This is a genomic window from Parabacteroides sp. APC149_11_2_Y6 (genome assembly GCF_054506995.1).
Window position 1 is genome coordinate 4,364,281 of record NZ_CP173709.1, and the last position, 26,968, is coordinate 4,391,248.

Genomic DNA, 26,968 nt, shown 5'->3' on the forward strand with positions numbered 1-26,968 from the left:
ACTATTGGTCTGTTTTTTATTTTTATATCTGCACTAATTCGATTCTCCTTATTTTAGGTTGTGCAATCGAATAAATCATATTGACAAGCAGTTCCATTTCCTTATTCCATGCTTCGCGTATTTCCGGATGCATCGCCTTGGTAAAATTGTCGATATGTCCCTGCAAGAAAATGTTTGCATGCAGGTTGGCACGGATAGAGTCCATTGCCACATGATTATCGGCGAATAAAAGTCCCTTATTTTTTAAAATGGCAAATTCCGTCCAGGCATATTCGCGGAAACGTTTCTCTATTTCCCAACGTTCTTCGTTCAGGTGCATGATTTTTACAGCCTGCTGATATTGGGGGGTGTTTGTCAGTTCTGCCATATTGATGCCTTTTGCCAAGTTTTCTGCCGGGAAAGTAGCGATTTCTTCTCCGTCTATTTTCAGGGTATAATTACCTTTCAGGCCTTTAACCTGCAATACTTCCCGGTTAATATCCCGTATAAGCGGAGCATATTGGGTTGCCATCGCCTGGCTTCTCTTTTTACCCCAGCCACGCGGCACTGTATCCAAAGGATAAGGCAATGCTTTTGCGAGGTAGTTGAATGAAAGGTTCCCGTTCTGTTTTTCCACATTGCTGATGTAACAGTTGTTTTGTGTCTCCACCTTCTTGTCTGTAGCATTTACACAAATTTCGGCAACCGGCTTTCCGGCAAGTCCCTGTGATTTAAGGAAGAAATAAGCCATCAGCATATTTCCATCATTGTCCGGATGGATACGGTCGCCCTGCATTAAGGTGAACTCCGGATTTTTGGCTTGCTGCTCTGCATTAATCTGTAAGATGGGATTGTGGAAATCTACGAAGGCCCAGTCATTTTTCTTTGCCGCATCCACCTGCATGGCAATGATTTTCTGAATTGTCGCATTTTTGTTCGGGAACGGTTTATTGTCCGCATTCTTCCAAGTTTCGTCGTAAGGCGAACCGCCAATCATAACTACTTTTGCTTCCGGATGTCCTTTCATTATTTTCTGCATAGCCTGGAACGTCGTATCCACTCTTTGCAATTGTTTTTCTACGAATTGGGCGGCGTCATCCCGGAAATATTCGTAATAGCCGCTGTCGTTCATGCCGAAAGTCAAAGTCAGTACTGTCGGCTTTTTGGCATATGCATCTTCTTCGAGGCGGTTCAGCATATCCCAGGAAGCATCGCCTCCGATACCGGCGCTATACATTTGCATACGCTGGTCCGGGAAACGGGTCATATAATATAACCAGATATACGAATGATAATGTCCCCCTTCGGTAATACTGTTTCCTACGAAGACTACCCGGTCGCCGGCTTTAAATGGTTCCGGCGCTTTTTGGGCGGACAAAGATTGTACAGCCAGCAAAGCGGAGGCTATGAATGTTGTTATGTGTTTCATCTTTATTAAAATTCTAATTGTTTATCGGAAATTGCTACGGCTACGAACGAGTCTGCACAGCCATAATACAAATACCATTTGTTTTTGTAATACACCAGCCCTTCGATAAAGACCGTTCCAGCCGGATACTGGCCGCTCTTTTCAAAATCGTCCGTAGGTTGCAGGAACGGTTTGTCCAGGCGTGCAATTACTTTCGTCGGGTCTTTCAGGTCGAATAAAGCCTGACCTGCGCAATAGGAGTTGGCAGGATAAGCCGTATCCCCTTCGGAGCCGTCTCTGTTTTTTCCGTTGTATAGTAATAGGATACCTTTCTGGGTAAGAATGGCAGGAGGACCGCATTCCGTCAGGTGGCTGTCAAATTTCCCGGGACGGGGAGAGAACAACTTCAACAGGTTACCGTCTTTATCGACAAGCGGTTCCCAATCTGTCAGATTCTCGGATGTGGCGGCATATACGTTCTGTTCGCCCCAATACATGAAATATTTACCGTTGATTTTTGTGATAACCTGTTTTCCGTCTTTCATTGTTGTCACGATAGAAGCGGATTTGGACGGTTCATCATAGAATTTACCTCCGTATGCCTTGGCAAATGCCGGTCCGTATTTTGTCCAGTTCACTAAATCTTTGGAAGTAGCTACGGCAAGGCGGGGCACTTTCCGGTTCCATTGTGTATAAAGCAATACATAAGTTCCGTCTTCGGTCATCGCAACGCGCGGGTCTTCGGTACCGCCGGGGCATTCGTTTGCTTCCTGTGAGTCTTTTGCCGGATAGAAAGCAGGGGTGGTTTTCCGGATGAAATTAACGCCATCGGTAGAGGTCGCATAGCCTAACCGGGAAGTTCTGGAGCCTATGCCCTGTGCCGAGTTGTCTTCAGCACGGTAAAGAACGACAATTTCGCCGTTGTAAATGGTTGCCGCCGGATTGAATGTGTCACTTTCTTCCCAAGCTACGGAATCCTCCCGCATCGGGCAGTAAAATTTAGTACTCACCAATGGTGAGATAACCGGATTTTTACCGGCAGGACGTCCGAAACCGTCCAGACACCAGTCAGTAGTATCTGCCGCGGCAGTTTCCGGACTTTTCTTTTTCATTTCGCATGATGTGGATGCTATCGCCAGTAACAAACCGGCTGAGAGAATCATAATACCTTTATTCATGGATATCTTTTATTAAATTAGTAGATTTAACGGATACAATTTATTACACAACTGTTTTAGGCTTACAATATTATAAAATATATCTGTTATTGAGCCTTTGTATTTAACATTCTTCGTGCAATCATATCATTTAAGCCGTTTTAATTGCCAAAGGAAGGTGGAGCAACTGAAGTTCCCCATGCCTTGTCCGGTTTGGTAGACAACGAATAGTCCAGTGTCCCGCCGTTCTTGATGTCGTTCCAGTCAATCCAGGTTGAATCCGATTTTTTACCGTTTATTTTCAATCCCTGTATATATTCCTTCTTTTCATCCCCTCCTTTTATTACAAGGTCGCCATTTGCCAGATGCAATACAATTTCCGGGAATACCGGGCTATTGATGGAAAAGCCTCCGACTCCGGGTATTTCCGGGAAAAGACCGATACTGGCAAATACATACCAAGCGCCCATCGAACCTAAATCATCATTTCCGGGCAGTCCGTCCGGGCGGCTGTTATATTGTTCGTTCAGCACTTTGCGGATGATATGCTGTGCTTTGTAAGGAGCACCCACCCAGTTATAAATCCAGGGAATCTGGAAACTGGGTTCGTTTCCCGAAGCAAACCATTCATCTCCATAGCTGGCATCCAGGCGGCGGAATAATTCGTCCAGGCGTTTTTCCCCTTCTTGTTTGCCCCCGATTATTTGAAGCAATCCATCCAGATCGTAGGGAACCATCCAGAAGTAATTTTTGTAGGTGGATTCGCGCCAATCGTCTCCCGGATTCTTCCATGAACCGTCTTCGTTACGGGAACGGAGCCAGTTGGTTTCCTTATCATACAAGTTCTTCCACTTCATGGCACGGTTGGTATAATAGTTGCATACCGGTTCGTCGTTGCAAGCCTGGAGTGCATATCTTCCGATAGCGAAATCGGAGGATGTATATTCCAGCATGGCGGAAGCATCATAATGCCCTTTTTCAAGATATTGTTCCAGACCGGGACGGGTCAGTACCCCTTGCGAGTTAGTTCCCGGCACTTCTGCCCCGTAACGCATCGTCTTCAGGATACTGCGTGTATCATAATTACGGGCGCCGAACGCATATGCATTCGCAATCAGAACAGGGGTAGGGTCTCCCTGCATGATACCTGTTTCTATATTCGCCAGTACCCAACGGGGGAATCCGCCTCCCGAACGAATGGCAAACAACTGGTGCGACATAACAATGTCGGAAGTGACATCCGGAGCCAGCATTGCCATCAACTGAGTTTGTGTACGGTATGTATCCCAGTTACTGAAAGAGGTGTAATAATTGCGTTCGGATTTATACACTTTATTATCGGAACCCATATATTCGCCGTTCACATCGCTACATACATTGGGGTGGATAAGCGAATGGTACAGATGTGTATAGAATTGGGATATACGGTCTTCATTTTTTCCTTTGACTTCAATTTTACCCAGATATCGGTTCCATTTGTCGGCAGCAGATTGCTTTATGGCGGCAAAGTTCCATGCCGGATTCTCCGTTCTCAGGTTTTCCCTTGCATTTTCGACCGAGACATAAGATACTCCGATTTTATATAGTACTTCTTTTTTATTCTTGAGGTCGAAAGTAAAATACACACCGGAGTGTTTGCCTTCCGCAAATTTCTCTTCCGGAAGTAAGCGTTCTTCTTTCCATACGCCTGATGATGCGGAAGGAACATCAAACTCTGCAACGAAATAGACTTTATAGGGAGTAGGGAACCCGCAGAAAGCGCCGCCTTCGGCATACCCTTCGCAGGTATTAGGAGAAGTGATTGATATGGCAGCAACCTCTATCGGCGTTGCTGCTACACCGCCACCAATGATAACCGTTCCTCTGTTTTCGTTCGCCGAAAAAGAATATTTAGCCATCCCGGTTCTTTCCGTAACCGTTAATTCGGCTTGTATGCTGTCGTTGACAAGGGTTGTATAATATCCAGCTGTCCCTTTCTCTTTACTAAGGGATGCCCTCAGGTTTATAATGCTGTCCGGTGATACTTTCAATTCGCCGGATAGCGGAAGAGTCGGGAAGTTACCCATATGGTCGCAGCCTGCCCCGCTCAACTGGTTGATAACAAATCCCAATTGTTTCGTGAAATAGGTCGGCGTAAACTGAACCATCCCGAAAGGGTATGTAGCGCCCGGATATAAATAGCCCGAAGACCAGCCATTTCCCTGGGTACCGATTAATGTGTTTACTTTCCTGCTATAGTCCTGCGCATGCGAAGCGGTTGGCTGGAGCGACACAACCAATGTTGCAACAGACAGGAAAGTGATGTATAACTGTTTTCTCATGTTGTTTTTATAAGAGTAAAATCGTTTTGCTTAGGGATATACCTTCCCCGGTATCCTATGGGAACATAGGATACGGAGAGGGATATATACCTGTAAGTGAATAGACTAAACCTATAAACCTTTTTGTTTATTTTTCTATGGTAACTTTAACGGGAACAACCGTACTGTAGTTTACTTTTCCGTTTGTCGTTACACCGATACGGATGAATATCTGGCTTCCGTTACCGAGAATAATCGCCTTGTTGTCTTCTTTGTTGAAGTTTGCGTTGTCGGTAAGGTCGATGGACTGTGTCAGTTCCGTATCCAGTAACTGGCTGTCTTCGGTATTTTTACGGTCGATGGTATTCATATCCATAAAGTTGCCGGTTACCTTATCTACATACGGGCTGATGTGCCAGGCAAGGAATGTGTTTTCAATTTTGTAATCCGCTTTACTTCTTGAAATTTTATAAGTCACATTCAGTTGCTTGTTCTCGAAAGCCGCCTTCACAACACTGACACGGGCATAAGGTGTGACAAGGATGTCTTTCTCCGTAATGCTTCCCCCTTGAAGAGACACTTCTATCGTGTCGACCGGATAAAAGTTGGTCTGTTCGAATGTGAGCAGGTAATCCGTGCTGAACGCCCAACTGTTTTCGTAGGTTCCGTCTATTTTGGCATAGAAAGAAACCGGAAGTTCCGAGTGGTCGCGGCCTGTAGAATAGAAACGGTCTTTTTCATACAGTCTTAAGCGTACGCCATTGTCTCCCTGTACCGGCATAGGAACGATTTCTGATGTTTCAGCATCAATGAAACGGCCTTTGATTCCGGAGTTGGGCTCATCGTAGTTGTCATCCTGGCAAGAAACCAGGGAAAGGGAGCCAAGCAAAATGGATACGATACTATAGATAATTCTTTTCATTTTCAGAATATTTTAAGATTAGAAACCAGGATTATTAGGACCTAACATCGGATTGCTACTCATGTCGTCGTCCTTGATTTTTACATAATAATTCCTTGTCTGGAACACTTTATTAGGCTTCGGAGCCTTACCGGTGGTGAAGATATATTTGTTTTCACCCCATACGAACCAGGGATACAAGGCATTGGTCGGGAAATCTGCCAATACGGTATGGGCTATTCTCCATCTCTTCAAATCCCAGTGACGGTGATTTTCGTAAGCCAGTTCGACACGGCGTTCGTTGCGAATGCGTTCCAGAGTAACTTCACCACTCAGTTCACGGATGCCGGCACGCCTTCTTACTTCATTCAAAGCTGTTTCGGCTTCGTCTCTTTTGCCTAATTCCATCGCAGCTTCCGCTTTGTTCAGATACATTTCCGCCAGACGGAAGACAGGCCAGGGAGCTTCGGAATAGTTTCCGACAATATTAGTAAGCGATTCGTCCGAGAATTTCTTTGTATAGAAACCGGTTTTGCCAACATCGCCAGTATCCCATACGCCGTCTTTGCCTAAAATTTTTGTCTGGCTGTTTTTGTAATATTCGTCTTTGTTGCCGGAAGTAACGAATTTGTCGCTTCCTGCGATAGACGGGTCGTAAATGCCTCTTCTGATTTCAACGATATCGCCACGGCAGTTATCATACGGCAGATAGAACGTTGCTCTCAGGCGCGGGTCTTTATCCTTAAACAAATCCAGCGGCGAATCATATTTAATGAAGTTGCCGGAACCGTCTTTCAGTTTCAATTGACCGGGAGTACCATCTTTGTATTCATAGGCTTCGATTAAATCCAAAGTAGGATTCTGCCCGCAGCCATATCCGTTTTGTACAAAACTGAACGGCACATTCAGCAAGTCCCAGGAGTGTCCTTTATCCACAGCGAGAAATTCTCTGTAGAATATAAATTCTGAGCATCCTCTCTTTTCAAGGAACATTTTCTGGTAATTTTCAACTTTATCGGAATACTTATTATATAAACTATATTGATTGGAATTAATAACACTATCTGATGCGGCTATGGCTTTTTTCCAGTATGTATCGGCGTCTCCGTTGCTTACGCCGACGATACCATTTAATTGAACTTCTCCGTATTTGGCGATGGAGGCTGCATATAAGGCAGCTCTGGATTGTAAGGCAAAGGCTCCGTAACGGGTAATACGGGTACGGTAATTAGCGTCCCTTGAAACCGGCAGTTCCGGTGTGATTTCATCCACTTCGTTGATAATGAAATCCCAAACAGCCTGTTCTTTGTCGCGGGGAACCTGCAATGCCGGCAGATCTTCCGGACCGGTATAACTTTGTACATCCGTTACGATGGGTACACCGCCGTAGCGTTTTACCAGGTTGAAATAATGGAATGCGCGTAAGAAACGAGCTTCTGCATTATAGGTCTTCTTTAATTTTTCTTCCATTGCAGACTCTTCCAGTTTCTCAAGGAATACATTGCAACCACGGATACTTTTATAAGTATCCGCCCAAAGACCGAACCATTCATCGTTGAAGGTAGCTCTTGCTACGTCGCCGGTTCCCAAGTCTCCAGCCTGATAAGCTCCGGTGCCTTCGTCGGATGCGGTTGTCAGGCTGACATTCCATACATCCCATCCTTCAAAATAGGCAGAGTTTTGTTCCACCTGCAGTTTATCATATAAGTTGGCAAGTGCGCCTGTGACCAATGTTTCATCTTTCCATACATCTTCTTCAGTCAACCTGTCGGTAACAGGAACATCGAAATCGTTGCATGAAGACATGCCGGCAAGGGATGCGATAATAAAACTATATACTAATCTTTTCATATATCTTCTTTTTAAAAACCAATATTAATACCGAATGAATACACTTTTAACTGCGGATAATAGAAACTCATCCATCCTTCCACTGCTTCCGGGTCTGTATATTTTACGTTAGTAAAGGTCAGCGGGTTGTAAGCATTGAAGTATACACGCAGATTATCTATGCCGACTTTGCTCAGCAATGATTTAGGAATAGAGTATCCCAGTTCGATACTTTTCATACGGACATAATAAGCATTGGTAGCCCAGTACGTTGAACTTCTTGAATTGTTATCGTTATTGTCGATACGAAGAGACGGGAATTTGCCCGGGACCCATTCGCTGTACGGGTCGTTGTAGTCTGCCTTATGCCATCTGTCTGTCCAGATTTCAAAACCGTTTCCTTCGCCCGGACCTCTGAACGGACTCTTACAAGCGTTCAGCATCTGGGTATAGTTGGAAGCACCCTGGAACAGAATGTCGAGGTCGAAGTTATTCCATGCAAACGTCAGGTTCAAACCGAAGTTCAGATCGGGGAATGCACCTTTACCGATAATCTTCTGGTCGTTGTCGTCGATGATGCCGTCGCCGTTCAAATCCTCGTATTTGATATCGCCCGGACGTAAAGAGGAATTTGCCTTACCATCCTGGATGGGAGAGCTATAGATTTCATCATAAGACTGGAACTGGCCGATTGCTTCATAGCCCCATGTTTTGTTGGTGTAGCGGTAACTTCCGTTATCGCGCCAGTTCTTATACTGGTTCAACGGAGCAGCCTGTTCCTTATATAAATCTTTTGCTCTGGAATAAGCGACGTTACCTTTAATACGGAAATCAACGTTGCCAATGCGTTGTGTTGTTCCTACGGTTAGTTCGAAACCGCGGTTATCGCTGCTGTTCAGGTTTTCCTGCGGAAGAGGGATACCGGCGGTTGTAGGCAATGATGTTTCGCGGGTTGCATACAAACCTGTCGTTTTACGGTAGAAATAGTCAAATTCAAAACTCAGTTTCCCGTTCCAGAAAGAACCGTCGAAACCGATGTTGGCTGTTTGTACCTTATACCAGAAGATATTCATATTTGCCAGGTTGGCTTCTGAAAGTCCTTGGGTAATGGATGCGCCATTGTTTCCTCCGAAAATATAATTGCCTGACGGATATAACCAACCGCTAACGAAGTTGTTTGCATTCAACGAATTGTTGTTTCCGATTTTACCCCATGAACCACGGATTTTGAAATTGTCCATAGCCGGAATCGCTTCTTTGATAAACGGTTCTTCGGAAAGTCTCCAACCGGCAGATACGGCAGGGAAGAATCCCCAACGGTGATTCGGCGAGTTCTTGAAAGAGCCGTCATAACGGAAACTAAATTCCGCCATATACTTACCGGCAAAGTCATAGTTGAAACGGCCTACATATCCACCGTATTTATCTACGGATGAGTTTCCGGAATTTTGCATATTGTCCTTATCCCCTTTATCCAATTCTGGAATCGCGGAAGTCATGCTGAAATAACGGCGTGCGTCGAACCAGTTTGTTTTAACTTCTTTCCATTCGAAAAGCAGCAAACCTTCTACGTTATGTTTCTTTCCGAACGTATTCTTATAATTCAATGAATACTGTTGAGTGGTTTTGTAGTAAGGCTGGGTTCTCTGGTACAGTTCGCCCTGTGCTACTTTAGTAACCGGATTATATATATCCAGTGTCTGGTCGTATGTATAAGATTTGAAGTCTTTCTTCAATTCTTTTTTCATTTCGCTGGTATAGTCGTAAGCCAGGAATGCTCTTGCGGTGAAACCTTTGATGATTTCGTAGCTTAAAGACATCTGGCCATTAAATTCGAGGTAACGTTTGTCCTTATAACCGGTCGCTTCACGGTCGAGCATGGCTATCGGATTCAATTCGTTGTTGTCGGAATTGTAGTAATAGTCAGGATTGTTGTTGGCATAAACCGGAACGTTCGGGGCATTTGATTTAATAGCGGTAAAGACCTTGATTCCTTCGTCACCCAGATAGTAAGGATATTTGTAATCTTCCAAACGACCGCCCAGGCCCACTTCAGCTTTCAGCTTCGGAGTGATATCCGCTACAATATTCGACCTGAAATTATAACGGTCGAATTCCTGCGAAGATTTCAGGATACCTTCCTGGTTCAGGTAACCGAGAGAGAAGAAATATCTTATTTTTTCGGAACCGCCGTTGATATTCAGATTGTGCTGCTGTTTCGGGGCAACGTTTCTGACCGCTTCTTTATACCAGTCTGTAGTCGGATAGTTTACCGGATCGGAACCTGTACGGTATTTTTCAAGTTCTTCTGCGCTATATTTGGGAGCTTGTCCGGCATTCATCAAGGCTTCATTACGGTAGTAAGCGTATTGGTAAGCATCCATCATCTCCAGGTTCTTAACCGGATTCTGCAAACCGATTGTGTAGCTATAGTTGATTTTAGGTTTGCTGATATTCCCTTTTTTCGTTTCAATGATGATGACACCGTTTGCTCCTTTAAAACCGTAAACGGAAGCAGAGGCATCTTTCAATATATTGATCGATTCGATTTCATTCGGGTCTATTTGCGAGAATGGCCTTTCTACGCCATCCACAATGGTCAAAGCATCACCGAAGCCACGGATATCGAATGTACCTCCGTCGTTACCCGGTTCGCCGTTCGTTTGTTGGAAACGGATACCCGGAACTTTACCTAACATACTGGCACGTATTGAGGGCTGGCTTACTTTGGCAATTTCTTCTCCTTTAATGGAAGCAACGGCTCCTGTCAAAGTAGCTTTCTTTTGTGTACCGTAACCTACCACTACCACTTCGTCGAGTGCCTGGGTATCTTCTTTCAGTTGAATGGTATAGGAAGTATTCCTTCCGACTTTAACCGTCTGAGGCAGATAGCCGATGTAACTTATCAACATTTCCGCACTTTGCGGAGCACTGATTTCAAAGTTTCCGTCTATATCGGTTACAGTTCCGTTGGTCGTACCTTTTATAACGACATTTGCACCGATAACAGGCTCATTGTTCATATCGACAATTTTACCTTTAATTCTGCGGTCTTGCTGTACATTGCTGACCACCGGAGTTGCGTTGGATGTGAGTACGATATGCCGGTCTTTAATTGCATATTTTAGACCTGTTTTAGTGGCAATTGCATCCAATATATCCTGAATATCGGCATTCTTCTTGTTAATAGAAATCTTTTCGTTTTTATTTACTTCTTCGAGGTTATAGAAAAACAGAAACTCCGACTGCTTTTCTATCTGTTTCAATACACTTTCCAGTGTTTCATTTTTAGCAGAGACGTTTAGCCTTGCCGTTTGAGCATAAGTTGCCGCAGCTACTTGTGACAAGCATACTGCGAGCATAAGCACGGTAAGTTTCATAATTTTTATAGTCCTTTTCAGATTTAAAGAAACAACTATACGTTGATCATTCATACATTTGATTGTTTTAAGATTAAACACTATCCCACGGCAATGGGAGTTTAATTGATTCACTTGTTTCAGAAGAGGAAATCCGGCAAGATTTTCTCTTCTTTTTCTCCTTGTTAACTTGTATTCATGTGCTTTTCCGATTTTATAATTAGAACGTTTGTTAGGTTTCCGATATGGTCACGTACTGACTGTTTATCCTGTATCGGATTGGAATAGATAAACGAATAATCTCCATGATATCTTTGATGCTTTGTCCGCGATAGAATGTTCCGGTGAAAGTCTTTTTCTTTAACCTCTCCGAATTGATGGTGAATTGTATGCCGTATACATGGCTCATCCTTTCAAGTATGGCTTCCAGGCTTTGCTCGGGGAAATAATAATAACCGGTAGTCCAGGATGTAAACAGGGAGGCATCTACCTGATGTACATGGGAAGAACGGGTGTTGCGGTTATATACCATTTGTTCGTTCGGCTTCAAAATCGTTTGTTCGCCGGTTCCCGCTGTTGTCAGCAATACGGAACCTTGCTGTAGTGTGGTAACTAATAAGGAGTCTTTCGGATATGCCGATACATTGAACTTTGTGCCGAGTGCTTCTATATCCTGTTCTTTTGTGCGGACAATAAACGGTTTGTTTTTTTCTTTGGCTACATCGAAGTAGGCTTCTCCCTCCAGATATACGATACGGTCTTTCTTCCCATAGTCCGTATTATAGTGAAAAGTCGTTTTTGAGCTCAAACTGATACGTGTTCCGTCCGGAAGTTCTACCACATCGGCCTCCAATCCGTCGCCTCCAATATAACGAGCAGATACCTCACTTCCCTCTTTGGAAAAGAGAAAGAAGCATGCCGAGGTCAGCACGGCAGTGATCAAAATGGCAGCAGCGTAGCTACCGATATGGTACCAGGTGGATAATAGCCGTGTTTTTTTCTTATTGATTTTTTCCTCCAACCGCTTCCAGCTCGCCAGCATATCTTCCTCTTTGGCTGAAGACATCCCTGCGTCGTAAATCGCCTTGACTTCGAAGAAAAGGCGCTTATTCTCTGCACTTTCGTTTACGAAAGCGTAGAAGCGGTCGGTTTCCTCCCGGTCCAGACGGCCTTGCAAGTAGCCGATTATCAAGTTCGATTGTTCTGTTTCCATATACTGTCTGTTATCATTCTTCGGTACGGTTGACTGAGTACCATACGAACTAATAACGAACGAAAAAGAAAAAGTACTCACAGGAAAAGTGACTTTTTTTAAAAAAAAGAAGTTTATAACATAAAAATAATCCAAAAGAGATGGGAGCAGCTTTTGCGGAGGGAAACCAGCGAGCGGTATAGCAAATTTTCTACCGTACGGACGGAAATACCTAAGCGGTCGGCTATCTCTGCCGCCTTCAGTCCTTCCAGATAAGACAGGCGGAAAACCTCCTGGCTGCGCTCCGGCAATTCTTTTACTTTGGACATTAAGATATTCAAGAGGTCTTTGCGCATAAAAAGTTCATCGGAAGATTCAAAAAAATCCAGCTCATCCAGTTTGAGTTGCACAGCCCTATGGTCTATTATCTCCTGCTCCATATTCAAACGGCGCAAATGGTCCAAGCAGGCATTACGAACAGCAACATAAAGAATGCGGCGTATATCCTCCTCAGGAAGAAGAAACACTTGTTTATCCCATAACTTCAGAAAAACATCATGCACAATGTCCTCGGCAAAGAAATCCGAAACGAATTTCCTGGCGAACCTCAACAACATAGGGGCATATTCCAAATAAAGATGTTGATAGTGTTTTGCCGTTTGAACTTGTCCTTCCATAGGTCTCCAAAAGTACGATTTATTTTTGTATTATTATAATACATGGTTTTTATGTACTTTTGCCATTCAATAGCAAATACAGGAAATAACGATGATTATAGTCAGAGACACAAACATGCTGAAAGAGGTAAAGCTGGTTGCTACCATCGGTTTCTTTGATGGAGTGCATTTAGGGCACCGGTACCTGATAGGCGAGTTAAAGCAATTGGCGCAATCGCTGGGACTTCCTTCGGCAGTCATTACTTTCCCCGAACATCCGCGCGCCGTATTGCATTCTGATTATCAGCCGAAACTTCTCAATTCTTTCGAAGAGAAGCTGGAACATCTGGCTTCTACCGGAGTCGATTATTGCATCGTTCTGGATTTCACTTACGAATTGTCCCTCCTGACGGCCAATGAATTTATCACACAAATGCTGGCTGAGAAACTGCATGTGGACACCTTGCTTATCGGATACGACCACCGTTTCGGTCACAACCGGGAAGATGGCTTCGAGCAATACGTCACTTATGGCGAAGCCTGCGGAATGAAGGTGGTAAAGGCATCACGCTATACAGAAGGTGAAGCGGCCGTCAGCTCTTCCGAAATACGAAAAATGCTCTCAGTCTGCCAAGTGGAAGATGCCGCACATTTGCTGACTTATCCTTACCAGATAAAAGGGAGCATCGTAAGCGGTTATAAAGTAGGGCGTAAACTGGGTTTTCCTACGGCAAATATACAAGTGGACGAACCCTTCAAAATTATTCCAGGTATCGGAGTATATGCCGTATGGGTTTATCTGGATGACAAACGTTACAAAGGGATGCTCTATATCGGCGACCGCCCGACCCTGAACAACGGTTCCAATATCACACTCGAAGTTAACATTCTGGATTTTTCCGGAAATATTTACAATAAAGAACTCACCGTCGCTTTTATTCATCATGTACGGGGAGATATCAAATTCAATTCCCTGGACGAACTGATAGTGCAGTTAAAGCATGATAGGGAAACAGTGGATAAATTACTGACATTCTGATATACTAAAAATCCTATTCCTATGTATTACGATGCAATAGACATACTTAAGGGCATGATAGCCTGTCCGTCATTCAGCAGAGAAGAAAACAATGTAGCCGACTTCCTTCAACAGACCTGGCAAGCAGCCGGTCATACGGTACACCGGAAAGGGAATAACTTATGGATTGCATCTCCGCAATTCGATTTAAACAAACCTACTCTTTTACTGAACTCCCATATAGATACTGTAAAGCCAGCCTCCGGTTGGACAAAGGACCCGTTTAATCCGGAAGAGACTGAAGATGACAAACTATACGGATTAGGAAGTAATGACGCCGGAGCAAGTGTAGTTTCGCTTTACGAAGCATTCACGGTACTTTCCGAAAAGGAACAGCCTTATAACCTGATATTCCTCGCTTCCTGCGAAGAAGAAGTATCCGGAAAGAACGGACTGGAAAGTGTATTGCCGGAACTCCCTCCCATTTCTTTTGCTATCGTAGGCGAACCCACAGGAATGCAACCTGCCGTAGCGGAAAAAGGATTGATGGTTTTGGATTGTGTCAGTATAGGTAAAGCCGGTCATGCCGCCCGCAACGAGGGTATCAATGCAATTACCCTTGCAATGAAGGATATAGAATGGTTCAATACATACCAGTTCCTGGAAAAGAGTGACTTTCTCGGACCGGTTAAGATGAGTGTGACCATTATCCATGCAGGCACACAACATAATGTCGTTCCGGACCGCTGCGAATTTACAGTAGATATCCGTACAAACGAATTCTATCCCAATGAAACGCTATTCCAATTAATCAAAGAGAAAGTAAGTTGTGAGGTGAAAGCCCGTAGTTTCCGGCTAAATTCCACACGCACAGACCTGCAACATCCATTCGTGCAACGTGCTATCACTTTAGGTAAAGAACCGTTCGGCTCCCCCACGCTGAGCGACCAGGCATTGATGCCTTTCCCCTCCGTAAAAATTGGACCGGGAAATTCTGCCCGTTCGCATGCTGCCAACGAATATATCGGTATGATGGAAATACGGGAAGCGATTGAGACGTATATACGTTTATTAGATCAGTTACGGTTAGTCTAACCACGGAGCCGGATTCAGCTTCGTCTTCTCTTTCCATAACTGGAAGTGCAGTATAGTCGAATTACCGTCTTCCGTATCGGTAAATACACGACCGATAGCCTGGCGGGTAGATACCTTATCCCCGGCTTTTACATAGACGTCACTCAGATTACTGTATACCGTCAGATAATTACCATGACGGATGATGACGGAATTATTATACCCGGGAACAACAAACACACGGGTGACTTCTCCATTAAATACAGCACGGGCTTCTGTTCCGGGAGAGGTCATAATATCGATGCCGCTATTATTCGTCCGGACATACTTCAATTCCTGATGCTGCTGTTCTCCAAAACCGGATACAATTGTATGCCGACCGGCTACAGGATAAGGCAAACGTCCCCGGTTACCTGCAAAGTCATCGGATAGTTTCTTTTCTTCCCGGGTCATGGCATATCCGCCTTTCGTATCGGCCACACGTTCATCGCGCACCGGTTCTGCTTCTTTCTTTGTCGGCGTCTTTCCAGATGCTTTTTCACGGGCAAGACGTTCCTTTTCCGCACGGGCGGCACGTTCGCGTGCAGCTTTTGCTTCAGCCTCCGCACGAGCTATTTCTGCGGCAATCTGCTTTTCAATCTGGCGGTTCAAATTTTCAGCCTGACGTTTTTTCTTTTTCAGGTCTGCCTGTAAGTCTTTCTGCTTCTTGTTTAATTCCTGGACTTCCTGCTTCTGGTCAGATTCTTCAGCCTGTAATTTACGGCTTTCCGTTTCACGGGTACCTAACAAGGCATTTTTTTCGCTACGGGTTTTCTCCAACTCTTGTTGCTTAACGGTAATCTCCCTTTGCTTATCTATAATCTCTGCAGCCTGCCGTTTCTGCCAATCTGCATATTCGCGTAAATAGCGCATACGGCGGAGAGACTGTGCAAAATTATCGGCGGAAAGTATAAATAATAAACGATCCTGTGAAGAACGCCGTTTATATAAACTCTGCACGGACTTTCCATAATTGGTACGTTTGTTTCCCAACTCTTTTTCCAGCTTGGTTATCTCATTACGGGTAGAGCTGATTTGCTTATCTATCTCCGCAATTTCCTGATTTAAAAGACTGATTACTTTTTTACGGGAAAGAATCTGCTGTGAAATCAGGTTGAGCCGGTTCAATGAGTTACGGGCCGACTGCCGGGTTTCATTCAACATCTGGTTAGTCATTTCGATATCGGCAAGGGCTGCTTTACGCTGCTTTTCAAGCTCACGCACACGCGCTGAATTTTGTCCGGCAGCAGACAAAACAAACAAGGAAAATATAACTAACCAAACACTTTTCATTCTTTACATCTTTATATTACCCAATGATTTGAGTATCTGATCCAATGTGATACGCTGATATTTAGCCGGAACAGAAAATTCCATATTCACCGGCACATTGGTTTGCAAACGGGAAAAATATAAAGAAATTCCTCCTTTCGATTCCCCTTTATCAAGCACCTTTACATCCATCCGCATCGGAAATGGTTGCCCTTCAGTTAAACGAAAATCCGAATAATCCCAGTTTAACGCATATTTATCGGATGGGTCGGTTATATGGGTAGACAATATTTTCTCCTCTCCATCAGCAACAAAAGCATACAGTAAGCCCAAAGCATCTTTTACAAAGATTTCGGCATAAGAACCTTCTTGTTTCAATTCAAAAAGACGGTATTGCTTTGGTTGTATCTTCTGATGTCCGGGCAAAAACAACTGGTTGGTGAACAGCGACTGCAAATTATAGAAATTGAACTCGATAGGAGTCTGTTCTTTCAGATTCGAGTAGTTGTCCGCCATATAACGCTTATTCATACGGTCGAGTATCTTCACGCTATCTACAGTCAGTTCCACACGGAATATCTCGATGCCCAGAAAGGGCTGTACGGACAACTGGAACGCACTATCTTTTATCATCTTTAAATCCACCCGGGAACTCAGGTTACTACCCGGCAGGTTTAAATCCACGCTCAAACGTGCAGTCAAGGTTTCATACTGAAACGCCTGTTCCTGCATCAATGTAAAAAATTCATTATGCGCTTTGGCACTTCCCGACTCTACCGTTGCCACTTTCTTTGACTTACAACCGGAAAGGAGCAGGATAAGTACTAAAAATATAAGTTGTTTGTTATTCATTGTGCAATATTCGTATCTTCTATATACTTTTCTTCCGCTATCTTACGGTTCAGAACTTCACTTTCTTTGCCCGCTTCTTTAGCTTTCTTCCATTGTTCAACAGCTTTTTCCTTCTCACCGCTCATGAAGAGAATATCCCCATAATGGTCGATAAGCTCTGCACTGTTTGTCTTGTCGTTAGCTAATGCATTTTCTATATAAATCTTTGCCAGAGAATAATTTCCCTGTACAAAAAATATCCAGGCATAAGTATCCAGATAAGTAGAGTTATTCGGTTCCAGCTTAACAGCCATCGCACTCATACGCTCTGCTTTTTTCAAATCTTTCTTATCCAAAGAAAGGAAATAAGCATAGTTGTTCAGGACTACAATATTCTTATCATTGTATTTCAATGCTTCATCATAAGACTTGTATGCCTGGTCCATCTTCTTCATCTGATAGTATATGTCTCCTATTTGACCATAGAAATCGGATTTTAAACCTACATTCTCTGCAGGAATGATATTCAGGCCGGCATAATAGGTATTCAGCGCTTCCTGAAATTTCTCCTGCTGATAGTAAGCAATACCTAAGTAAAAGTAATATTCCGGAGCCTCCGGGAAGAGTTCCTGACAACGGGTACAAATACGGATTACTTCAGGTATATCTTCCGATTTCAAAGCAAAACTCAATAACTGTTGCCATGCTGCCGCATTATCAGGTTCCATTTCGGTTATCAACTGGAACTGGAAGCGGGCTTCATCGTTTTTCCCCTGTGCCATCAAAAGGGCACCATACATCTGTTTCAACTCCGTATCTTCCGGATGCTGTTCCAGCAAAGTCCGAAAAAGGTCGTTAGCACTTTCCGTTCCTTTCTGCGTTTGCTGCAATTTCAGGATATAGCGGGATAAGATAGCCACTTTCGTGTCCACATCCAATTGTTCGTTTATCAAAGCATTGCGAATCTGTGTTTCTGCAGCATCCTTATCGCCTACAGCTTCATAATAATTAGCCATGGAAACGATATAGTAAGGATTTGCCGGATCAATGGCATATGCCTGCTTATAATAATCCAAAGCTTTTACCGTGTCGTTCTTTTCCAGATGAAGGTCACCTAACATAATACGGTAGCGGGCCTCCATCGGATATTTATCTGCCAGCTTTTCTATTTCCTTAAATGCTTTATCCGACTGTTCCAACGAATTATAAAGCTTATATTTCTGCATGGAAAGAGCCTCGTTCATTCCGATAGTCTGTTCCAGCGAATCATAGGCATCGATAGCTTTTGCAATTTCACCTTCCTGCGTCAACGCATCCGCCAAATAATAGTTCAATTCGGGCTTGGAAGGATAATCTTTGACAAGTTTCTCATACTCATCAGCAGCCTCGCCATACATTCCCTGGCTACGGCTCATACTGGCCAACGCCATGCGATAGGTGAAATTATCGGAACTGTTGGCTACCGCCCGTTTCAACATTTCAACGGATTTATCCGGACGGTTCAACTGAACATAGAAAGAAGAAAGTTCGTACAATACAGCCGATGCCGTAGAGTCTATACCCAAGCAATAGTTAAACGCATCATAAGCTGCATCAAACTTACCTGATGCTTTCAAGTTCAGTCCTTCATAAAAGAAGTAGTCGAACTTTCTGCGGTCAGCTTCGCTTAACCGGGTTGATGCCGGCGATGCCGTACTTTTGGTATCCGAAGCTATTGCGGGCACAACCTGTACCAGCAACAGTAAAAACAAAATATATTTCAATATTTTAGGCATTGTCTTTTTGATTTGCATTTGAGAGAATAGAGAACGGTTATCCCTTTCCGGTATGCCCGAAACCTCCGGCACCCCGTTCCGTATCATCCAGCACTTCAACCGCTTTCCAAGCCACCTGGCTATGAGTCGTTATTACCATCTGGCAAATACGTTCCCCGTCATTCACAGTAAAAGGTTCGGATGAAAGGTTCACCAGGATAATCCCAATCTCACCCCGATAATCCGCATCGATAGTGCCTGGCGTATTCAATAAGGAAATACCATGTTTCAAGGCCAAACCGCTACGCGGACGCATCTGTGCTTCATACCCTTCCGGTAAAGCGATATATAGCCCGGTCGGTATCAACTTACGTTCCAACGGTTTTAAAACAACAGGTTCCGATAAATTTGCGCGAATATCCATTCCTGCGGAAAGAGGTGTAGCATAAGCTGGTAATGGATGATGAGATTTATTGATGATTTTTACTTCCATATACATATATTATTAACGGACAAAGATATTTAAAAGTTGACAGTTGGCAAGTAACAGTTGACAGTTGTTTAATACCTGTATAAAATATTAACTGTCAATTGTCAACTATCAATTGTCAATTAATCCGTCCAGTCCCCGTTTTCTTTTATCAGCCAGACCAAACGTTCCACGGCTTCATCTTCGGGAATATTTTTCAGTTTACATTCTTTTCCTTTATACAGGCTGATTTGACCGCGTCCGGCTCCGACATATCCATAGTCGGCATCCGCCATCTCGCCCGGTCCGTTTACGATACAGCCCATGATTCCTATCTTCAGCCCTTTCAAATGCGATGTCGCCTCTTTGATACGCGCAATCGTTGTTTGCAAATCGTATAAAGTGCGCCCACAACTCGGGCATGAAATATATTCGGTCTTACTGATTCGGGAACGTGTAGCCTGAAGAATGCCGAACATATAGCTATCCCCCAGCATAGCTTCGCATCCTTCATTATGCAACATAATGCCATCGCTGAAACCGTCCAATAAAAGAGTTCCGAAGTCTGCTCCCGATTTCAATTGCAAGGCTTCAATATCCGTTTCCCGGTAGTCATGATGCAATACGACTGGCACATCACATCCGGCAGTCATCAACCGATGCAAAGCAGCCCGTTGCGATGCCACTCCATTCCGATGATGTGTACTCAGAATAACAACCACCGTTTTATCTTTACTCAAAATATCTATCACCCGTTCCGTCAGGTCCGGATAAGCCAACCGGATAAACTTCAACCGGTTCGGATATTTCGCCATCTCTTCCACTTCAGAAGCGATAAAATACGGATACGCATTCGGCAAATCTTTCCAGAAATGAGCATCCACCAACAAACGGAAATTATCCGGTAGATTTTCCGGATCTTCTTTACCTATATATATATAATCCGGCAAGGACGAATAATCAAATTCAAAATCACCGTTACTACGGTCTGATATAACAACAGGCGGAAAATTACCACCAATGCCTTCTATCACACGGCTCACACGGCGGGTTACGGATATAGGGTCGTATCCGGGAGCAAGCACAGCTTCTATCGGCCGGTGCTGTTCACGTTCCGAAATATAGTCCACTAATTTACGGGCAACAGGTATCTCTGCCTCCGGGTCTTCACTCAGCGAGACACGTATCGTATCCCCTATCCCATCGGAAAGCAGCGCCCCGATACCTACGGCGCTTTTTATACGACCGTCTTCTCCATCACCAGCTTCGGTCACGCCCAAATGCAACGGATAATGCATATCTTCCCTGTCCATAGTCTGTACAAGCAAACGAACAGTTTTTACCATAACAACGGTATTGGAAGCTTTAATTGAAATTACCACATCCGGGAAATTCTCATCCCGGCATATACGCAGAAACTCCATACAAGAGGCAACCATGCCTTCCGGAGTATCTCCGTAACGGCTCATAATACGGTCGGACAATGAGCCATGGTTTACGCCAATACGGATGGCGGTTCCGTGTTCTTTGCAAATGTTAAGGAATGGAACAAAACGGTCGCGTATCTTCTGCAACTCTGCCGCATATTCTTCATCCGTATATTCCAGAAGGCTGAATGTTTTAACCTTATCCACATAATTACCCGGATTGATACGAACTTTTTCCACTTCTTCGGCAGCAGCATCCGCAGCTCTCGGATTAAAATGAATATCTGCGACTAAAGGCGTGGTATATCCGGCGGCATCCAGTTCTTTGCGGATAACACCCAGATTACGGGCCTCACGTTCGCCTTGAGCGGTAAAACGCACATACTCAGATCCGGCTTCAATCATCCGGATTGCCTGGCGTACGGCAGCTTCCGTATCCATAGTGGATACATTTGCCATGGATTGTATACGAATTGGATTGTCTCCCCCTAAAGGAGTGTTGCCGATATTTACAACAGAAGATTTACGGCGGCTGTAATTAAAATAATCCATCTTTAACAGTTGACAAGCAACAGTTGACAGTTGACAAGTGACAGTTGACAGTTATCTAAACTGTATTTCAACTGTCACTTGTCACTTGTCAACTGTCAATTAATTTGTTTTGTATTTAAAAGATACTTTAGCCAGTTCTTCGTTGGCTTTTACGATCTTTTTCTTCAAATCTTCCTTATAAGCAGCCAGTTTGTCCTGAAGTTGTTCGTCGCCTACTGCAAGCATCTGAACAGCCAGGATACCGGCATTCAGGGCACCGTTTATACCGACTGTAGCCACAGGTATTCCCGGAGGCATCTGCACGATTGCCAATAAAGCATCCATACCATCCAAAGTTGAATTAATAGGAACGCCGATTACAGGAACAGTAGTCATGGAAGCAATTACACCACATAAATGAGCAGCCATGCCGGCAGCAGCAATAATTACTTTAATTCCACGTCCTTTCGCCCCCTTGGCAAAAGCTTCCACCTCTGCAGGTGTACGGTGTGCGGACAAAGCATGCATTTCGAACGGGATTTCCATCTCGTCGAGCAATTTAGCTGCTTTTTCCATTACAGGCAGGTCGGAAGTACTGCCCATGATAATACTTACTACAGGTGTCATATTTTCTTTATAATTAATGAACCCGGTATTTATTTTGCAATCAGTTGTTCGTATTCAGCAGCAGACAGCAGTTCATCCAATTCTGCAGGGTCTGAAATTGAAATTTTGATTAACCAGCCGTTTCCGTAAACATCTTCGTTTACCAATTCCGGTTTGTCGTCCAGTTCTGCATTTGCTTCGATAACTTCGCCACTAATCGGCATAAACAAATCAGAAACAGTTTTCACGGCTTCGATAGTTCCGAATACTTCTTCTTTCTCAACAGTTTCACCTTCGGCTGTGATATCTACATATACAATTTCACCCAATTCGCTCTGAGCGTAATCTGTAATACCAACATAACCAACATTACCTTCTACACGGATCCATTCGTGATCTTTTGTGTACTTTAAATCTGCAGGAAAATTCATAATTCTAGTGTTTTTATTAGATGAATAAATAGATATAACTTAATATTGATGCTACAAAGGTACATATAAATCCGAGACAAAAACCAGCATAAACCTGCATTGGCGTATGTCTACCTAAAAAGATACGCGAAGTACCCAACAAACCGGCAGCTATCAGTACAAGAATAAAAACCCAATACGGATTTACCAGATGGATACGCGCTATCCCCATCAAACCACCGAAAAAGCCGCCGATACCTATCATATGGGCACTTATTTTCCAGTAAAAATTAATAACCAATGCAATGATTAATGCGACACTTGCTCCAATCAGCAAAGATAAAAACCAGAACGGCAACATCATCTTATACATATAAAATGCACAGACTATCAACGAGGTTATCAATATCAGGTAAGGAACTATCCGTTCCCGACGGTCGGATAACTCCAAATCAACAGCCGCCCCATTTCGCACCATCATATAGATGAATGCACCCGGAATTACAGCCGTAGACAGAAACGTCCCTCCTACCAGCAGCCATTTCACACTGGGTGGATAAATAGCCAGATAGGTGAATGTAAGGAGCATGGCAACCCCATACGTCACCATCAATAATGGGTGGAATATTCCTGATATAAAATTAAAAAAAAGTTTCATATCTTCTTGTTTTTATATTTCTTTCCGGAGCCTTGCCACCGGAATATCCAACTGCTCACGGTATTTAGCGACCGTACGGCGGGCGATAATATATCCTTTTTCTTTCAGGATAGATGCCAGTTCCTCGTCCGTAAGGGGCTTCCGTTTATCCTCACTATCGATATGCTCTTTCATTATCTTCTTCACCTCGCGTGTAGAAATTTCTTCCCCACTATCGGTTTGCATAGATTCCGAAAAGAAATATTTCAACGGATAAATACCGAAATTAGTTTGTACATATTTACTGTTGCTCACCCGCGAGATGGTAGATATATCATACCCGGTCCGCTCCGCAACATCTTTCAAAATCATCGGACGCAGTGAGGCTTCATCTCCAGTCAGGAAAAAATCATGCTGCAACAGGATAATCGCTTCCATTGTACGTTGTAATGTTTCCTGACGTTGTTTGATCGCATCAATAAACCATTGTGCCGAATCCAGCTTTTGCTTTACAAATTGTACAGCCTCCCGCATTTTAGCAGTCTGATTCGCCTTATTGCCGGCATAATCCTGGAACATCTCCGCATATTCCCTGTTGATACGCATATCCGGAACGCCCCGGCTATTCATACTGAGAATCAGTTCACCGTTAACAGCTTCCACTATAAAGTCCGGAATAACCTGACTCATGGCTGTTTCCATAGAACCACCCCAGCTACTGCAAGGTTTAGGATCGAGTGCCGTTATTTCGCGGATTGCTTTTTTCAGTGTTGCTTCATCTATATTCAGTCCGCGCAATATCTTTTCGTAATGTTTCCGGGTAAATTCCTCAAAATAGTCTGTCAATATACGAACAGACAAATCCGTATCGGGTGTTTTTCCCTTACGGGCAAGTTGCAATAACAAACATTCCTGTAAGTTTCTTGCCCCCACTCCAGCCGGGTCAAAATCCTGAATGATAACAAGAACTTCTTCTATTTCCTTTTCCGACACATCCTGCCCTGCCTGAAAAACGAGGTCATCGGCTATAGCACATAAATCACGGCGCAAATAACCGTCATCATCTATATTTCCAATAATATATTCAGCAATCTGATATTGTTTTTCGGGTAAATCCCGAAGTCCCAGCTGCTGCAACAGAAATTCATTCAATGATTGACCTACGGAAAACGGAATATCTTCTTTTTTTTCGACCCTTTCGCTTATTTCGCGGAGTTTATAATCAGGAATATCGTCTTCACTCATATAATCACCAAGAGAAATATCCATATCAGAGGTTGTTTCTCCCGGCATTTGTTCTTCAACACCATCATCAGTACGCTCAAAGTCATCTGCAAATTCTTTTCCCTCTTCCAATGCAGGATTATCCTCCAACTCGTGCTTTACACGTTCTTCCAACTCAATAGCCGGAAGTTCCAGCAGGCGTATCAGCTGGATTTGCTGAGGAGAGAGTTTTTGCTGTAACTTTTGTTGTAACTGTTGCTTCAACATATACTTAAAATGTAATAATAACCAATCTATAGCCCTCGCAGTAGTGTTCGGACATGCAAATATAACTTTTTACTACGAACAGCCTTAACTTTAGAAACATAATTGTTCTAAAACAACTCCGCTTCTACCGATAAGAAGATGGAATACTATTTATTTTTTGTACGGCAAGAAAGAAAAGTTTCTTCACAAAGAAATCTGTTTTCGAGGTGGTCAAAAATATACTTGAGGACGTCATTCATATTCTCGAGGGCGTCATTCATATTTTTGACCACCTCGAAAACAAAATAGATCGGGATAAACTGCCAGGAAGTATGGCTTCTAATTTATATCTTATTACCATAAAAAGCAACCATCTTATCGACAAACTTCAAAAATGAAACAAACGCCCGGAACAGTCCGGCAAGAACGAATCATTCCCAGGAAGCAAAAAACGGCGAAAAAAGTTGTTTTTTAAGTTCTTCCGCCGTATTTTTACCCTGTTCCAGAGGGGGATAAAAACTAAGTATACAAAACACAATTCTACTTATGAAATTGAAGAAATTATCATACAAACCCGGCAACGCACATACATCGATAGAAAGTCATACAATAAGACATGTCCTGTCAGAAGTACTTGTTTTATTATTTAACGAAGATAAAAATCCAATAGAAAAAGCAATGCGGTTGCTTCTGAATTTTTTCAATGCCGATTGGGGATATGTCGCCATTTTCGAAGAAGATTATTTAACAGCGAATTTCCCATGTGAAGTAATGAGTGAATACATGGAGGTTCCCAAAAACAACGAGACCCAATTAACTTATGAGACTATTCCATGGATCATAGATACAATCCGGACCGGAAAAGACATTGTCCTTTGTAATATTAAAGATTTGCCGGAAGAAGCCCACATAGATAAAGCGCTTCTATTGGAACAGCAACTTAAGTCCATGCTTATCATTCCACTTACATTCCACCACGAGGTTCGCGGTTTTATAGGGTTCGATTCAATCCGGATACAACGTAACTGGACACGAACCGAGGTTTCCGATATGCATCTTGTTGCCAACATTTTCTCCATTCTGATAGAAAGATGGCTCAATGAAAACAAAATGGAAAAATCCAGAAAGCTATTTTCCGAGCTAAGCACGAAATTCCAGCTTTTTTTCAATAACCTGCCTGTTGGCGTTGAATTATATGATTCAGATGGTATCCTCATTGATATAAACGAAGAAGATGAAAAAATATTCGGGACTACACATGAACAACTTATAGGAATAAATTTATTCGACAACCCCTTGATTCCCGACTCCCTTATGCGGGTAATAAATGAAAAAGAGTCGTTTAGCTTTCCTTTAATCTATGATTTTAAAGACATTCACAATTCCGGCTATTACCCTTCCACTCTCATTAATTGCAAAAAGTACCTTCAAATAAAAGGATTCAAGCTAAACGATGAACAATACGGTCCTATGGGATATTTATTCCTTATCGTCGATAATACGGAAAAACAAATCCAAGACGAACAAACCAAAAACAACCTGACTATTTTAAAAGCAGCACTACTGGCTGGAGATTCTATTGTAGGCGAATATGATTTTAAGAAAAAATTATTCTATATAGACTCCACCCTCAACGATCATCCATGCAACAATAATCTCTTCAGATTTCTTAAAGAAAATAGTCCGCTTCCTATCGAACAACTGAAGTCCATTCAAACACTACAAAGTAACGGTTTGGGATTATCAGAGGTAATTACGGGCAAATCAGAAAACTGTACCTTTATAAATAAAACGGCAATCAACGGAGAAATCTTTTGGATACGGGTAAATGCCCAGGCATACAAAGCAAAAGGCTGCATGGTTCCCGATAAAATCATATGCCATCTTACCAATATCACAGAAGAGAAACTATTGGAGGAAAAACTAATCAAAGCTGAATACGAAAGTAAAAAGTCAGAAATAGAAATACAGAAAATCCGTGAAGCGGATAAACTGAAATCCGCGTTCTTAGCTAATATGAGCCATGAAATCCGTACGCCGCTCAATGCAATTATCGGATTTTCCAATATTATTGTAGAAGAATCATCTAATAAAGAGGCGGAAGAATATGCCGATATTATTAATAAAAACAGCGACCTGCTTCTTCGCCTTATTACGGATATTCTGGATTTCTCAAAAATAGAAGCCGGCGTATTGGATTACTCGTTCGGAAAACTATACCTCAGGAAGACTTGCCACGAACAGTATAAAATACATTCTCTCAAAACCCAGAAAAATGTAACTCTTATTTATGATATGGATAATCTACCGGATATCATACTGCAGACAGACCCCAAAAGAGTGACACAGGTAATATCCAATCTTATTTCCAACGCAATAAAATTCACAAACGAAGGCACTATTACTCTCTCTTACGAGGTGCAGGAAAATGCAGTGATAATTAAAATTGCAGATACGGGAATTGGCATCGCTCCGGAGAATATCGATACGATCTTCGACCGCTTTGTTAAATTGAATCACTTCAAACAGGGCACAGGATTAGGCCTTAGTATCTGTAAAACGATTATAGAAACGCTTGGCGGAAGAATAGGAGTCACTTCCCAATTAGGAAAAGGCTCGACCTTCTGGTTCAGCCTTCCCTTATAAAT

20 protein-coding genes are annotated in these 26,968 nt (G+C 43.1%); 3 read left to right on the forward strand and 17 right to left on the reverse strand.

Annotated elements, in window-relative coordinates:
• Window positions 1–22: 22 nt before the first annotated feature.
• From ACGE0T_RS18015 to ACGE0T_RS18050, 8 genes are all read right to left on the reverse strand, one after another.
• Complete coding sequence (locus ACGE0T_RS18015) at window positions 23–1,408, reverse strand: SGNH/GDSL hydrolase family protein (protein ID WP_459187962.1); 1,386 nt, start codon at window positions 1,406–1,408, stop codon at window positions 23–25.
• Window positions 1,409–1,413: 5 nt separating this feature from the next.
• Window positions 1,414–2,499: a glycoside hydrolase family 130 protein gene (locus ACGE0T_RS18020; RefSeq protein WP_459190508.1), complete on the reverse strand. Its 1,086-nt coding sequence runs from the start codon at window positions 2,497–2,499 to the stop codon at window positions 1,414–1,416.
• A 206-nt stretch (window positions 2,500–2,705) separates the two neighbouring features.
• Complete coding sequence (locus ACGE0T_RS18025) at window positions 2,706–4,865, reverse strand: GH92 family glycosyl hydrolase (RefSeq protein ID WP_459187963.1); 2,160 nt, start codon at window positions 4,863–4,865, stop codon at window positions 2,706–2,708.
• Window positions 4,866–4,992: 127 nt separating this feature from the next.
• Complete coding sequence (locus tag ACGE0T_RS18030) at window positions 4,993–5,766, reverse strand: DUF3823 domain-containing protein (protein ID WP_459187964.1); 774 nt, start codon at window positions 5,764–5,766, stop codon at window positions 4,993–4,995.
• An 18-nt stretch (window positions 5,767–5,784) separates the two neighbouring features.
• Complete coding sequence (locus ACGE0T_RS18035; RefSeq protein WP_459187965.1) at window positions 5,785–7,596, reverse strand: RagB/SusD family nutrient uptake outer membrane protein; 1,812 nt, start codon at window positions 7,594–7,596, stop codon at window positions 5,785–5,787.
• An 11-nt stretch (window positions 7,597–7,607) separates the two neighbouring features.
• The gene (locus ACGE0T_RS18040) at window positions 7,608–11,009 is read right to left on the reverse strand and encodes a TonB-dependent receptor (RefSeq protein WP_459187966.1); all 3,402 of its coding nucleotides are present in this window, start codon (window positions 11,007–11,009) and stop codon (window positions 7,608–7,610) included.
• Between the two features lie 157 nt (window positions 11,010–11,166).
• Window positions 11,167–12,147 carry a FecR family protein gene (locus ACGE0T_RS18045; RefSeq protein ID WP_459187967.1) on the reverse strand — a complete coding sequence of 327 codons (981 nt, stop codon included), beginning with the start codon at window positions 12,145–12,147 and terminating at the stop codon, window positions 11,167–11,169.
• 113 nt (window positions 12,148–12,260) lie between these two features.
• Window positions 12,261–12,803: an RNA polymerase sigma-70 factor gene (locus ACGE0T_RS18050; RefSeq protein WP_459187968.1), complete on the reverse strand. Its 543-nt coding sequence runs from the start codon at window positions 12,801–12,803 to the stop codon at window positions 12,261–12,263.
• A 91-nt stretch (window positions 12,804–12,894) separates the two neighbouring features.
• On the opposite strand from ACGE0T_RS18050, the gene ribF reads away from it, so the two are divergent.
• Together ribF and ACGE0T_RS18060 are read left to right on the forward strand one after the other, a co-directional pair.
• Window positions 12,895–13,821, forward strand: a complete 927-nt coding sequence (gene ribF / locus ACGE0T_RS18055; protein ID WP_459187969.1) for a riboflavin biosynthesis protein RibF — start codon at window positions 12,895–12,897, stop codon at window positions 13,819–13,821.
• A gap of 21 nt (window positions 13,822–13,842) precedes the next feature.
• Window positions 13,843–14,895 (forward strand): M20 family metallo-hydrolase, encoded by a 1,053-nt coding sequence (locus tag ACGE0T_RS18060; protein WP_459187970.1) that lies wholly within the window; start codon window positions 13,843–13,845, stop codon window positions 14,893–14,895.
• Here ACGE0T_RS18060 and ACGE0T_RS18065 read toward each other — a convergent pair.
• The 9 genes from ACGE0T_RS18065 to rpoN form a co-directional block, all read right to left on the reverse strand.
• Window positions 14,887–16,206 (reverse strand): murein hydrolase activator EnvC family protein, encoded by a 1,320-nt coding sequence (locus ACGE0T_RS18065; protein WP_459187971.1) that lies wholly within the window; start codon window positions 16,204–16,206, stop codon window positions 14,887–14,889. The genes ACGE0T_RS18060 and ACGE0T_RS18065 overlap by 9 nt on opposite strands.
• A gap of 3 nt (window positions 16,207–16,209) precedes the next feature.
• On the reverse strand, window positions 16,210–17,037 hold the full coding sequence (locus tag ACGE0T_RS18070) for a DUF4292 domain-containing protein (RefSeq protein ID WP_459187972.1): 828 nt from the start codon (window positions 17,035–17,037) through the stop codon (window positions 16,210–16,212).
• The gene (locus tag ACGE0T_RS18075) at window positions 17,034–18,791 is read right to left on the reverse strand and encodes a tetratricopeptide repeat protein (RefSeq protein ID WP_459187973.1); all 1,758 of its coding nucleotides are present in this window, start codon (window positions 18,789–18,791) and stop codon (window positions 17,034–17,036) included. The genes ACGE0T_RS18070 and ACGE0T_RS18075 overlap by 4 nt, the downstream gene beginning before the upstream one ends.
• Before the next feature lie 37 nt (window positions 18,792–18,828).
• Entirely contained in the window at window positions 18,829–19,263 is a 435-nt protein-coding gene (dut, locus tag ACGE0T_RS18080; protein WP_459187974.1) for a dUTP diphosphatase, read from the reverse strand.
• Between the two features lie 119 nt (window positions 19,264–19,382).
• Window positions 19,383–21,218 carry a 4-hydroxy-3-methylbut-2-en-1-yl diphosphate synthase gene (locus ACGE0T_RS18085; protein ID WP_459187975.1) on the reverse strand — a complete coding sequence of 612 codons (1,836 nt, stop codon included), beginning with the start codon at window positions 21,216–21,218 and terminating at the stop codon, window positions 19,383–19,385.
• A gap of 99 nt (window positions 21,219–21,317) precedes the next feature.
• On the reverse strand, window positions 21,318–21,824 hold the full coding sequence (gene purE, locus ACGE0T_RS18090; RefSeq protein WP_293733066.1) for a 5-(carboxyamino)imidazole ribonucleotide mutase: 507 nt from the start codon (window positions 21,822–21,824) through the stop codon (window positions 21,318–21,320).
• Between the two features lie 29 nt (window positions 21,825–21,853).
• Window positions 21,854–22,234, reverse strand: coding sequence for a glycine cleavage system protein GcvH (gcvH, locus tag ACGE0T_RS18095; protein ID WP_459187976.1), 381 nt, complete (start codon window positions 22,232–22,234; stop codon window positions 21,854–21,856).
• Window positions 22,235–22,250: 16 nt separating this feature from the next.
• Entirely contained in the window at window positions 22,251–22,871 is a 621-nt protein-coding gene (locus ACGE0T_RS18100; RefSeq protein ID WP_459187977.1) for a hypothetical protein, read from the reverse strand.
• Between the two features lie 12 nt (window positions 22,872–22,883).
• A complete protein-coding gene (gene rpoN / locus ACGE0T_RS18105) occupies window positions 22,884–24,341 on the reverse strand; it encodes an RNA polymerase factor sigma-54 (RefSeq protein WP_459187978.1) in 1,458 nt (485 codons plus the stop codon).
• Window positions 24,342–24,866: 525 nt separating this feature from the next.
• Here rpoN and ACGE0T_RS18110 point away from each other — a divergent pair.
• Window positions 24,867–26,966, forward strand: a complete 2,100-nt coding sequence (locus ACGE0T_RS18110) for a sensor histidine kinase (RefSeq protein ID WP_459187979.1) — start codon at window positions 24,867–24,869, stop codon at window positions 26,964–26,966.
• Window positions 26,967–26,968: the final 2 nt, after the last annotated feature.